The sequence below is a fragment of the Paenibacillus sp. FSL R10-2788 genome (assembly GCF_038003885.1).
GTDB classification, from domain to species: domain Bacteria; phylum Bacillota; class Bacilli; order Paenibacillales; family Paenibacillaceae; genus Paenibacillus_AQ; species Paenibacillus_AQ odorifer.
The window spans coordinates 5,975,572-5,989,590 of record NZ_JBBOQA010000001.1; the positions used below are offsets into that span (position 1 = coordinate 5,975,572).

At 42.3% G+C, this 14,019-nt stretch carries 7 protein-coding genes; all 7 read right to left on the reverse strand.

The features are described 5' to 3' along the window. Positions 1 to 34: 34 nt before the first annotated feature. The 7 genes from NSQ50_RS26470 to NSQ50_RS26500 all read right to left on the reverse strand — a co-directional run bounded on the left by NSQ50_RS26470 (position 35) and on the right by NSQ50_RS26500 (position 13,993). A complete protein-coding gene (locus NSQ50_RS26470) occupies positions 35 to 2,281 on the reverse strand; it encodes a helix-turn-helix domain-containing protein (RefSeq protein WP_038573249.1) in 2,247 nt (748 codons plus the stop codon). A gap of 198 nt (positions 2,282 to 2,479) precedes the next feature. Further along, complete coding sequence (locus NSQ50_RS26475) at positions 2,480 to 5,149, reverse strand: copper amine oxidase N-terminal domain-containing protein (protein ID WP_076223506.1); 2,670 nt, start codon at positions 5,147 to 5,149, stop codon at positions 2,480 to 2,482. Between the two features lie 177 nt (positions 5,150 to 5,326). Continuing rightward, complete coding sequence (locus NSQ50_RS26480) at positions 5,327 to 7,399, reverse strand: peptidoglycan D,D-transpeptidase FtsI family protein (protein ID WP_076223510.1); 2,073 nt, start codon at positions 7,397 to 7,399, stop codon at positions 5,327 to 5,329. Positions 7,400 to 7,941: 542 nt separating this feature from the next. Beyond that, positions 7,942 to 9,999 (reverse strand): iron ABC transporter permease, encoded by a 2,058-nt coding sequence (locus NSQ50_RS26485; protein WP_036685640.1) that lies wholly within the window; start codon positions 9,997 to 9,999, stop codon positions 7,942 to 7,944. An 8-nt stretch (positions 10,000 to 10,007) separates the two neighbouring features. Next, positions 10,008 to 11,030: an ABC transporter substrate-binding protein gene (locus tag NSQ50_RS26490; RefSeq protein WP_038573253.1), complete on the reverse strand. Its 1,023-nt coding sequence runs from the start codon at positions 11,028 to 11,030 to the stop codon at positions 10,008 to 10,010. 149 nt (positions 11,031 to 11,179) lie between these two features. After that, complete coding sequence (gene licT, locus NSQ50_RS26495) at positions 11,180 to 12,019, reverse strand: BglG family transcription antiterminator LicT (protein ID WP_076104874.1); 840 nt, start codon at positions 12,017 to 12,019, stop codon at positions 11,180 to 11,182. A 129-nt stretch (positions 12,020 to 12,148) separates the two neighbouring features. Further along, positions 12,149 to 13,993 carry a beta-glucoside-specific PTS transporter subunit IIABC gene (locus NSQ50_RS26500; protein ID WP_076213698.1) on the reverse strand — a complete coding sequence of 615 codons (1,845 nt, stop codon included), beginning with the start codon at positions 13,991 to 13,993 and terminating at the stop codon, positions 12,149 to 12,151. Positions 13,994 to 14,019: the final 26 nt, after the last annotated feature.

Below are 14,019 nucleotides of genomic sequence, written 5' to 3' on the forward strand. Positions count from 1 at the left end.
GGTCTCCCGGGGCTGGCTGTTTGTGTTCAGCGCCTTACTTCTCCTGTTTCTGGGTTCGGTATGCACCTGGTGTTACATGTTCTTTTTTACGGAAGGATCGAATAAAGTTCTGCGGATTATGGTACTGCAGCCTTTCAGCAATTTCTTTAATGGTCATATCCGTTTCTACAAGCCACTTCTTAGCCATTTCCAGGCGATAGTTCATTAGATATTCGCTAAACGTCATCCCGTACTCTTTTTTGAAAATACTGCTTAAATAGTTCGGACTGTAATGAAGGCGATCACCGATTAATTCTAACGTTAAGTCCTGATCAAATTCTGAGCGGACAATCACCGCAATTTTATCAGATAAAAGGCGGAACTGACGGTCTGTCTTCTCCTTAACACTGGTCACCATCGGATGAATAACTTCTTTGACCAAAATGCGTTCGATCTCTTCCGGATTACGGATGTCTAACAATCGGTGGTACAACGTAGAATTGTCCTCTGTCAGCAGAACCTCTACACCCAGCAGCTGCTCCAGCTGAATCAGATTGTTGACGAAACGTATTAATGTGACTTCGAAATTCAAAGGATTCTTACTGTGCTTCATCATTTCCCCGAGTAATGGATACAGAGAACAGGAGACTTGTTCTTCATCTCCAATCCGAATCGCGTCAAATAACTGGGACTCAAACTCAGACGGATAATGCAGTAGAACTGGACCCGAGATTACCTTCGATATATCCTCATAGAAAATGATGGACTCTTTGCCCAGATTTAAACGATGGTGCAGCGCCTGCTTACTCATCTCACAAGCTTCCTTACTAAATAATAAATTATCGTAAAAATTGCTTATTCCAACACTAACGGATAGTTTCAGGATTTCTCTAGCTGTTCGAATAATTGTCTTCGCATAGTCCAGTGCTATTCTCCGGTTCTCCTGTTCATTCGCCCCCTCAAAAATCAGGATGGTCGCTTGTGTACGGTCATTTAATAGGATAGGAATCATCCGCTTCTCCTGCGGAATCAGCTCTTCCACCAGTTTGTTGACCGCCACAAGCAGAAGGTCCTTGTCGCTAGCCTGCCGTTCCCCATAGTTATCCAGCTGTATCAGCAGCGTTGCATACACCGAATTCTGTGACAGCTCATAACCGAAACGAGGCAAACCTTGATTCAGCTCTTCTTGAGATATCCGGCTACGAAATAGATTTAGAATAAACTGAGTTTCCAACTTAGGCATCTCAGACTCAATAAGACCCTCTAGGCTTTCTTTCTCCGATAAGATGGTATCAATCGAATTAATAATCCAGTCTACCTCATTCTTGGGCTCTAGCTCTGCATTGGCAGGTAATAATCGGCGCTGAATCTGCCGGAATGGCTTGGTGAAATACAAAGAGATAACGTAAGCGACTACCGCAATCAACAATGTAATAAGCAGTACCATCATCACAATCCCGAATCGGGTTGTCTTTAGTGCATCTGAAATTTCTGATTTATCCAAAAGAGTTACGTAAATCCAATTATTATAAGAAGATTTAGCATAAATAGCTTTTATCGATTGGTGATCAGCCCGCTCCATGGCAATCGTCCCCAATTGCCCCCCGCCTCCGGCAACATTAGTAATATGGCTAAGCTGATTACTAGTCAGCAGGGACTTCCCGGTTTCCGACTCATATAAAAGCTCACCCTCCCGGTTAAGAATAAACACCGGTGTGTTTCCTTCGGTCTGAAGGGTGCTCTGCAAGGTCTGAAGTGATATATCAGATAAGGCAATCGCCTGTTTGGTCTGTGAGAATACCGGCAGGGTATTTACAAAGCGGATGCCTTTATCCGTCTTAACCCAAAATAAACCCCGGCTACGGTTATTGATATAGCTCTCATAAAGTGTCCTGCTCTCTTCTTCCGTTAAATGTGAAAGCTTCCCATTAGAAATCTGCCATTTCTGCTCCAAACTAATTAGAGAATAATTAACAAAATCCATCCCCATACTGGCAATGTAGTTAAGCTGGGAATTAATCTCGCGATACTCCTCAAAATCCTGCTCCGTGATCGGATTCTGCACAACCTCTCTGAAGGAACTGGTGGTACTGTAAGTATTAAAAGCGTATTCGATGGTCTGAATTTTCTGTTCCAGAGTGTTTTTAATTTGGGTAATTAAACTCTGTTTATCATCCGCTACTCTCTCATTTACCGAATTAATCGTCGTCAGATAAATATAGCCACCGAAGCTAATAACCAGGCCAATCCCCAGCACTAGAATAGGAACAAAAATCTTGTAGAATATCCTGCCTTTTTTCATGATAGACTCCTTAAGCATGTAATTATTTTCAATTATAGCGCTTCCAATAGGTTAAACCAAATGTTTTAAATGTGTATAATCGCAACCCTATTTTTATTAAAAATAGAAAACAAAAAAACAAGGCAAAAAACGCTTCATCAAGCCCAGTGCTCAATGAAGGTTTTTTGCCTTATATTATAATGCCTTTATTCCCTATCCTTATATTTCAATCTCTTCCGTTGAATCCGAAAGACCACCACTCTGCACGCCATTGTTATTGGCTACCGCAAGAACATATACTTTATATTTAACACCCTTAACAATTAATGCACCATTAACATCTCTTCTCGAGGCTACAATTGTAGGATTCGTTCCGTTAGGCGTTATCGACGTATAATACGAGGATTTCACCTCAATTGCTTCCGCTGATCCAAAACCTTGTTTGGACGGAACCACCAGGATTCGATATTCCGAAATGTTAGACTCGTTAGAGGAACGGTTGAAACTTACTAGTATTTTACCCTCATCCACACTGTACGTTACATTAGTGACAGAGGTTACCGGCAGCTTAGTGGATAAAGTGATGGCATTCGACTCTGAGGACAACACATTAGTGCCTGAGTACTTGCCGCTGCCAATCGTTAACACATACACTCTGTAACTGATTCCACTCTTTATTAAATTTCCGTTTACGTCTCTGGCTGAAGAATCCAAGACTTGACTGGTGTTATTTCCTGAAGTGCCTACCGCAGTGTAATTGGAGCTCGAAACAGCATTCGCCTGGGTTAAACTAAAGCTGCTGTAATAGGAAGTAGGAACAATCAGGATTCGATACTGGCTGATGTACGTTTCATCCGTGGCATGGTTAAAGGATACTTTTAAATCCCGGCCGTCTTCGTAATCATTAACGTCCCTTACATCCAAGCTCGAAATAGGAGTCAATCTGTAATCTACATTCAACGTAATTAACTGTGAACCAGAAGAAAGAATATTGCTGCCCGAGTAATTCCCGCTTCCGACCGTTAACACGTACACTCTGTAATTGATTCCACTCTTTATCAGGTTACCGCGCACGTCCCTTGATGACGAGGTTAACACTTGATTGGTGCTGGATCCTGTTGTGCTCACTGCTGTGTAGTTGGAACTGTACACATTATTGGCGTCAGATAAACTGAAGCTGTTGTAATAGGAAGTAGGTACAACCAGGATTCGATACTGGCTAATATACGTTTCATTCGTAGCGTGGTCAAAGGATACTCTTAAATCCCGGCCATCATCATAGTCATTTACGTCGCTTACATCCAAATTGTAGACAGCACTCACATTGTAGTCCACAGCCAACGTAATTAATGTTGAATCCGTTGAGAGAATGTTGGTGCCCAAATTCTTCCCGCTTCCAATCGTTAACACATACACTCTGTAAGGTGTTCCATTCTTAATCAAATTACCACGCACGTCTCTTGCAGATGAGGCTAACACTTGACTGGTGCTAGATCCTGTTGTGCTCACCGTTGTGTAGTAAGAGCTGGAGACATTATTCGCCTCAGATAAACTAAAGTTGTTGGAATAAGCTGTAGGCACAACTAGAATCCGGTACTGGCTAATATACGTTTCATCTGTAGCGTGGTTAAAGGATACTTTTAAATCCCGGCCATCTCCAAAGTCACTAACGTCGCTTACACTTAAATTAGAAACATTGACCGAGGACAGCGTAATCGCAGATGAAGCAGCAGACAATAAATTATTGGCTGTATTACTGCCACTATCTACCCCCATAACAAACACACGGTAACCAACTCCCGTCTTAATGAGGGCACCATCCACATCCCTCGCTCCAGACGATAAGATCTGGGTAATATTGGAGCCTGTTTTGTTGACCTGTGTGTAATTTGAACTGCTAACAGCATTTGCTGCCGCCAAATTAAAAGAAGAATAATTAGTAGCTTTGACTACAAATATCCGGTAAGAACTCACCTTGGATTCATCCGATACCTTATTAAAACTTACGGCTAAATCGCGGCCATCACTATAATCGCTCACATCACTTACTTGTACATTACTTGGGGCAACGACTACGGTATTAGTATTAAGCGATATAGTCGCAGAACTATACGAAAGAGCGCTGGTATTATTGCCTTTACCCACTGCGAAAACATAAGCTACATAGGTCTGATTACCTTTAATGAGGTCACCATCAACATCCCTTGAATTTGCGGTCATTCTAATCGTAGGATTAGTACCTCTAGCTAAAACAGTAGAATAATTGGCGGATGTAACCTTTTGTGCAGATGAGATATTAAAAGTGCTCCAAGCCTTTACAATCATTACCCGGTAATGATCCACAAGAGCTTCATTAGAAGATTGGGTGAAGCTGACCTGAAGATCACGGCCGTCACCGTTATCACTTACATCCTTCAACTGTACATTCGATGCCGGATTTACAGTTCCAGTTTTACCGCCGGAAGTCGTTATGGTCACTACTTTGGTGCTTGGGTTCCAACCCACATCATGACCCAGTGCCTCACTGACAAACCGTGTAGGAACCATCGTTCTCCCTTTCAAATTCTGACCAGGCACATCTAGAGTTACAGCTTTATTGTTAATCGTGGCTGTCTTTGAGCCAATCTTTAACATAATCGTTGTATCATCTTTAGTTGCTGTTACAGTTTGTGTTTTCTGATTCCACTTGATAGAGGCATTAAAGGCTTCAAAAATTGCCCGTAAGGGTACCATTGTCCGTCCATTCACCATCACCGGTGCTTGATCTGTGGACAATCGAACCCCGTCAATAAAAATACTGATGGGCGCAGTAGCAGCTTTCACTGAAGATTGAAACATCATCGGCAAAACTAATAAGCCCACTAAAATAGAAATCCATAACTTCTTCACAGATTCACCCTCCTGGAATGACGAATACATTTTTTTCCTACCCCTTTGACGCTCATACTAGGATAAAAGTTTCACGCTTTATGGTTACAATATTTTAATCTGGAACCCGTTCCTTTCATCCGCCACAAACCTCTCTGTAAAAAGAAAAAGAAAGCGCAGTTCGCGCTCTCCTTTTGGTTATTCGTTGATACTTTTATCCACATTTTTCTTCGGAATTCCATCCAATCCGTACTCCCAATCATAAGCATCAAAAATTTTTCTCGCTACAGGTGCTGCACTACTAGATCCAAATCCGCCTTCAGGAATAACTACAGCTACAGCAAGTTTTGGATTTTCACGTGGTGCAAAAGCTATAAACACTCCGTTATCACGGTTTATGTTTTTACTATCCGTCTGTTGTGAAGTCCCTGTTTTACGTGCAAAATCATAGGGGAAATCACCGAAGGCACTTTTAACGTCACTGTTCATCCCTTTCTTTATCTCCCGCCAATAGGATTTATCGAAAGTAGTCACTTCATCAAGCACTTCCCGTTTGAATTTTTTGATAACTTTACCTTTGGAGTCCGTGATCTTGCTTACTAGCTGTGGTTTGATTCGTTGCCCTTCATTGGCTAGTGTAGCCGCATATTGCGCCAACTGTAGAACGGTATAACGCCCCTGCTGCCCAAAAGAAGCATACACAAGCGCAGACTGAACTGAACCCGCTTTAGCTTCAGCTTTATAATTTAAATCACCCAAGTATTCCCTTGGTAAACCTATCCCTGTTGGAACACCCAGACCAAATTCTTTCATATATGTGTCCCATACCCCAATGCCCTTAGACTTGTATTTTTCGTACAATTTTTTCCCGATCATATCAACCATATATACGTTTGAAGATTTTTCAATGGCTGTATAAGGGTACAAAGAGCCGTATACATGATTGGATGAGTTCCTTACATTAGTCTCATGTCCTTCTCTACCAAATGAGGTGATCCCCTTATCTTGATAAGTAGAAGAAGTACTTATAAAGCCCTCTTTTAAGCCAATTAACACACTCAATGGTTTTATGGTCGAACCGAGCAGCACGGTAGATTCAAAATTATGCCCTGATCTTCCCGATGAGTATGGAGTTATCGTTCCATTTTGGTAATGCTTTTCAATTTTTTTATACACCTCTGGAGAGATCGAACCCGTAGCCCAGTTGTTGGTATCATAGTCAGGTATGCTTGCCATAGCAATAACATTACCTGTATCCACTTCCATGGCTACAGCGTAACCTGTTAAAGCATCAGGATGTGTTTCTCCCTGAACGGTGTGTGAATGCAACCACTGAATCTGATCTTTAATGGCTTCTTCGGTCTTTAGCTGAATTTTTTTATTAAGGGTAGTCCAGATAGTGCTTCCTTTGACCGGGGGTTCAATACTGACAATTTTTTCTGCCATATTCTGCGGATCTACGGAAACTTCCTTATAACCATTCTGTCCCCGAAGCTCCTTCTGGTATTGCAGCTCCAAGCCATCAAAGCCTACTAGCTCATCCTCTTTATAGTTAAGTCCAGGGTTCTGGTTATTTTTCATCGCCTGAAGTACATCCTTATAAAGATCTAAACTAGTAGAGGATTTGAAAAATTTCACGTAGCCAACAGCTTGTACAGCCACCGTATCGGTATCATAATGCCTGCTGCTTTCCTCTATCACTTCAAGGTTTGGATATTCGTTTTTGTGTTCTAAAAAATAAGCGATTTCTTTCTTAGTTAAACCTGATTTAATTCTTCGCGCTACATAACCAGAGAGTTTTTTTGAATATAAATCCATAGACTCAAGGATCTCTTCTGTGGTTAGTTTTTTCTCATTAGGATCACCATAAGTTTCGAAGGCTTCTGCTAACTTGCTGGCGAGTGCCTTTGATTTATTATTTGCCTCAGCAGTTAAGGTAACTTTTTTCGTAGTTTTATCTGTTTTTGTTGCGGTATATTCCTTATCCAAAGTAAGGTACAAAGATTGAACGGGCGTTGAGTATGCCAATTTCTCACCATCAGCAGCGAGGATATTCCCTCTCAGTGCTGATAATGCCACTATTTTCGTATCCCGGTTAGCCTCAGCTTCAGATAACGTAGGTCCTTCGACAAATTGCAAGACCGCAAGGCGTAGGATAATCACACAAAAAATAATAAAAGTGCTAAAGAAAAAAATATTGATTCTTAATTCGCCAGAGTTGTTAATAGTTTTGCTTCCGTCTTGTACACTTTTTCTGTCGAAAAGCCTCACATAATCCCACTCCTTATTTCCAAAATTCTACAGCATAAGATTAAAGTATAAACTAGCAAACGAAAATATACAAAATTAAGAATAATAGTTAAATAATTGTTCACAAATCGATAATATCCAATTAAAAAAGCAGCTTTCCCCAGTATGGGAGAATCGCTGCTTTTTGTTTATGGGCGTTGGTGGCCTGCACCAATAAATTGTCATCATTCGCCGAGGCTTAAGGACTCAGATGACGTTATATGCGGATTTTTAGCCTTTGGAGCTTGGTTTCGGACTCCAGCGACGTTACTCCTTAGGAAGAGGGGCAAATTAAGCACTTTTCATGCCAATTGCGACTATGCGGTCCGTTGTCACTTCAAATGCGAGATAAAGCTGCGTTTAAGGTCAGCTGTGTCCGATAGCTGTAGCATAAGCGAAAATCTTAATCGAATGAAACGATGTTTGAGGGGTTCTAGATGGAGTAAGCTCAAATTAATCAGGGGGTGCCCCAGCAGCTATTTTTACAGCTGATGGGACCCCCCCTGATTTTTCCATAGCAAAATCTAAACTTTTCTAACCTGTGACCGGTACATTAAAAACAAGAAATACGGAGCCCCAATCAGCATAATAATAAGGCCTGAAGGGATTTCTTTCGGCGCCATTATGGTTCTTCCGAGCGTATCGGCAATAACGAGCATCAAGCCGCCAAGTAATCCTGACAAAACAATGGATCGTCTCGTATGATGACCAATCATCATCCGCACCGCATGCGGCGCCATGAGTCCAAGGAACCCTATTGTTCCTACACTTGCAACGGCTCCCGCTGCAAGCAAAACACCGATAATCATAGCCCAAAGCCGCGTTCCTCGAACCGGCAAGCCCAATCCTGTTGAACTCTCGTCGCCAAATGCCAACAAATCGCATTTCCGTCCCAAATAGTATGCAATCGGTACAAGTACAAGCAGGAATACAAATAGGATGTAAAATTGATTCCAGCTTCGTCCATAAGTCGAACCGGTTAACCAAATTAAGGAGCTACTGCTCCATAAACTTCCTTTGACGATCATAACCTGGATTCCCGCAGAGGCAATAGCCGAGACTGCGATTCCAAGCAAGATCAGAACCGATGGATTCAAGGACCTGCGCCAGGCCATAAAAAAGACAAAAGCAGCAGCCAGTGCCCCACCCACGATTGCGGCAAGCGGAACTGCAAATACCGTCAATGCTGGCCAAACGGTCATTACGGCCAAAGCACCAAAGCCAGCCCCTGAGGTCACACCAATAATAGAAGCATCTGCCAGTGGATTTCGAACAGCACTCTGAATCAATACACCACTGATTGCAAGTGCGATCCCTCCTGCAGCCGCTACGAGTGTACGGGGAAGCCGTAAATTCAGCAGGACGGAATAGGATTGATCCCCCCTATGGAACAGGCTGCTTAGCAATTCACTGATCGGTATTTTTGTTCCCCCAAACGATAAGCTTACGAGGATAATAACAATGAGCAGCACGGTCATAACTATAGCCGTCGGCACAAAGCGCAGACGCAGCCCCGCCCACCCGATGCTCATCGATGATTGGCCAGAGCCTGAGCCCGATATATTTTTCATCTTGGTGAGTACTAGCCAAATGAGCCACGGGGCTCCAATAATCGCCATAACTGCACCAACAGGCATTTCACCCACACTGCTTCGCACTACACGCGCAAGCGTATCCGCTGCCGTGATGAGCAGTGCTCCCCACAATGCGCTTGCAGGAATGAGCAGGCGATGTTTGCGGATCCCGCTAAGCCGGACAAGATGGGGAGCCACTAAGCCGACGAAGCCAATCGGTCCAACCACGCTGACTACAACCGCAGCCATTAATACCGATAGGCCAAGACCCGTCGCCCGAATTAGCCCTACTCGCTGTCCAAGTGAACGGGCAGTTGACTCATCGAGCTCCAGCGCATCAAATTGTCTGCCGGCAAATATCGCTGCCAATAGCAGCACTACGACAAAAGGCCAGGCATATATAACACCGTCCCAATCCAACTGAATTAGGGAACCAGAACCCCATAAAAACAGATTTTGTGTTTCAGTTCTTTTAAAAATATGTATGGCCGATGTAAACGCTCCGAGCACCATGGAGACGATCATACCTGATAAAGCCAGCCGAACAGGTGTGGCTGCCTTGCCTCCACTCAGTAAATAAGCGGCTAAAGCAGCAAGCAGTCCCCCTGCAACTGCGAGCAAAAATGGAAATTCATGCTGCAAAGCAGGAAAAGCTACCATACCAAGAACGACCATAAAGTATGCCCCGGCATTAATCCCAAGTGTATCTGAGGAAGCAAGCGGGTTTTTCGTTATAGTTTGCAATAATGCGCCAGCCACAGCCAGAGCAGCCCCGGCCAGCAGACCAATAACTGTACGTGGCATGCGGATACCCCAGAGCAGATTATGTTCCATTATATCTTGGCGATTCAGCAAGCCATCTATTACAGTAGCTGCAGGGATCTTGGCTTCCCCAAAGCCTAAACTTAAAACGAACAGAATGAAGAGGACGGCAAAGCCGCCCCCAAATATTCCAATGATCCGCCAGTTCATTCCGATAGAGGCTTCTTTGCTACTCTTTTCGTTCATAACCGCACTCATTTCGTTAATGTATTTACAACTTCATCCACGATAACTTTGGAGGAGATCGGACCGCCGAACACCCAAGTAGTACTGCTCAATCCGAAGGTGCGATTCTCTTTTACAAAGTTAAGGCCATTCCAAACGGAATTATCCTTCAGTTCTTTCGTGAAAATATTATCATCCTCTTGGACGATGTAGATCAGATTTGTATCCTGAACCGCAGGTAATGCTTCAACTGTAGAGGTGCTGAATCCGTAAACCTCGAAATTTTCGGGTTTCCAGTCGTTTTTCAGACCGATCCGATCCAAAGTTTGTACCGCAAGTGAATTATCTGTAAAAAGACGCATCGTTGCTGCATTCTGGTAGCTGTATGCTTGTGTCAGTACATAGTTCAAGCCTTCCTTACCTGCATCAGCCAGTTTTGCTTTTGCGTCTGTATAATGTGCATCCAAATCAGCAAGAACCTTATCGGCTTCTGCAGTTTTGCCTACTGCCGCTGCAATCGTTTTGAAAGTATCTTCCATCAGCGTGTACTGATTGCCTTCTCCTTCATTCGGATACAAGCCGAAAATCAGTGTTGGAGCGATACTTTTAAGTTGATCATAAATTCCTTCGTGCCCACCCGTATTGGCAATAATCAGATCAGGCTTTAATGAAGCAATCGTCTCCAGATCTGGCTCGTCACGGGAACCAACATCAGTCACATTTGCATCAAGCGGTGCTTCAGAAGTCACATACAGCTTATAGTTTTCGTTATCTGCATTACCTACTGGCTGCACTCCCAGTGCAATAACATCCTCCGTAAAGGTCCATTCCAATACCACAACTCTTTGCGCAGGTTTGTCCAGCGTAATCTCACCTTTAGAATCCTTTAATACAATAGGACCGCTTGTTGATTCACTGCCCGCGTTTTCAGCAGCTGGTTTATCAGTTGCTCCCGCGTTCGATGTTGAATTGTTCTTTTGGTTAGTACCACAACCTGATACGACCAATATAATAGCAATAACCATAAATAAACTAATTAACCTTTTGTGCATTTGCTTTATCCCCCTGGATTCAACGTTCGAAGTTGATTCCATGATAACTGTTATCAATCTATTGATAATGATTATCACAGAAAACATATTAGTAATCTTATACGCGATTCTCCCGAAAGTCAAAGTTAAAATTTAATGCTTAACCGTCCCTACTCCATGATCTGGTTTGTAATTCTTTCAATGTGTATGGTCAGATACAGCATTTCATCATTTGTTAACTCACGATTGTATGTTTTATCAATATAGATTTTAATTTTCTCAACGCTTGCGAAAGCTTCCTTATACTGCTCCTTTACCAAAATAAATAAGCCATTCTCATTATCAGGAGGTGGAGTACCGTTGATGAGACGTTGTGCAAAAAATTTCAAATGAGTGATAAAACGGTAATAAGCAAGGGACTCCTCATCGTACTCTAGCCTGAAATGGCGCTTCACGATATTTAGGATGTCGTTCATGATCTTGGTGATATTCACCATGTTAGGCATCTCTTCATTTAGTTCAGCATTCACCAGATGGAGAGCAATATGTCCAGCCTCATCTTCGGGAAGTCTGACTCCGAGCTTGGAATGTATAATTTGAAGCGCAGCTTTCCCAACCTCATATTCTTCTTTATAGAATCTTTTGATTTCCCAAAGCATGGCGTTTTTAATCTTCATCCCTTTTGAGAATCTCTCCAGCGCAAAACTGATATGATCTGTCAGACTAACATAAATACTGTCATCCAGCATTTTACCGAGCTGCAGTTTGGCGAAGTTGATAATCTCTTCTGAGAGCTCCATGTGCTCGATTGGAATCTCAGAAAGCAGCGTTTTTAGCTTATCTGAAAGTTTTTGATTGCTTAAAGTGAATATCTTTTCAATTTTATCTTCTTCTAAAAAGTCTCCACGTTTTTTCTTAAAGGCCAGTCCTCTTCCCATGACTACTAGTTCAAAATTTTGGTCATCTATGACAGTAACAACATTGTTGTTTAACACTTTTTCGATCCGCATATTACAGCTCCTTACCTTTTCATTTTACAAAGCTAGCTCTTTTTTATAGTATTCTATAATAAAAAATCGATCTCTAAGTAGCAGTACTAAGAGATCGATTCCATTCATACCTTATGACTCTTCAATAGATCACACTACAACAGTCAGCAGATCTTCACCCGGTGTAATAGCTGTTTTATTGGTACCAATCACATCACTATAATTAGCCGTATTGGTAATAATTATCGGAGTTGTGCATTGATAACCTTCATTTTTTATTTGTTCAAAATCAAATTCAATCAATAGGTCACCCTGTGTAACTGTTGCTCCTTCTTGCACCTTCACATCAAAGTATTTACCTTTTAGCTTCACGGTTTCTATACCGATATGAATCAGGACCTCAACACCCTCATCCGATACTACCGCAATACAATGACCTGTTCTGAAAATAGTGGATACAACTCCACTTACCGGTGAATAAAGCTTGCCTTCTGTGGGTTCAATTGCAATCCCCTTGCCCATTGCTTCAGAAGCAAAGGCAGCATCATCTACTGAGGTTAAAGGGATTACATTACCAGCCAGAGGGCTTACAACGGTTGAACTTTTCACGGCGTGAGAAAGGATAACCTCGCTTTTTTCAGTATTCGTTTTTTCTTCTACAATATTCACTTTCTTTTTATCTTCATAACCAAATACCATGGTAATTACCATAGCCAATACAATGGTCACACCTGCTATAATCGCTTGAACTGCCAGCGGAGAGAATGCGGGAAGACTTAATACGCTCACAAATGCGAATACTTCCATCTTCACTTTGAAAAGACCACTAAGTGCTCCACCTACACCGCCCGCAATAGTTACATAAATGAAAGTCCGTTTGTAACGAGTCAGCAATCCGTAAATAATAGGTTCTGTCACACCTGAAAGCGCGCCTGGTATAAATGTACTGCCGGCCAATGTTTTCAACTGTTTGTCTTTTGTTTTCAGGAAGATCCCCAACGCTACACCCAGCTGAGCGAAGATGGCCATGCCGGCCATTGCATATATCGGATCTCCACCCTTAGCAATGTTCTCAAGAATAATTGGCACAAGTCCCCAGTGCAATCCGAGGACAGTCAAATATGTCCAAGCTATTCCCACAATTGCCCCTGTAACAATACCGCTTTTCGTACTGAGGAACAAAATAGCGTCTCCAATTAAATTCCCTACATTCACGCCAAACGGTCCGAACGCTAAAATAGTTAACGGTACAATCACAATCAAACATATCATAGGGACTAAGAACATCTGCAAATCCTTGTGTATAAACTTTCTTAGCTGCTTATCCAATAAAGCGTATATACAGATGGCGATAAAAATCGGAAACACGCTTGATGAATAGTCCGAAATTACTAAAGGAATACCTAAAAAATGTGGAGATTCAACACTTGCTAATCCCGTAATATTAGGCTCAAGTAAGGCCGCGCCGATACTACCACCCACATAAGCATTCACGCCCAGCCTAATCGATAACGTAATCCCTAAGAAAATGGGTAGAAAATAAAACACGGCATTACTAGCGCCCGCTAATACTTTATAAGTTTCGCTATCCGCACTTAGAACATGTAACGAAGCCAGTACAGTTAATAGCGCTTTCAACATACCCGCACCTGCTAAAGCACCAATCAGAGGCGAGAAGCTTCTGGAAATAACATCAAAAATCAGAGTCCCTATGGGTTTCTTTACCTTGTTCTCGCCAGAGTCACTGTTAGGGGTTATGGATTTGGCAATTTCTTTATACACATCAGCAACATGGGTACCCACTATAACTTGAAACTGTCCCCCTTTGCTAACTACCCCAATAATCCCTTTCATTTTCTCCAAATTTTCTTTATCAGCTTTTTGCTCATCGTTAAGTGTGAATCTTAGTCGCGTGGCACAATGAATCACATTGTTAATATTCTTCTCCCCACCGACAGATTGGATAATGTCTTTACTTAGCTGTTCATAACTCATTTTTATACACCCCTTTGTAACAGATC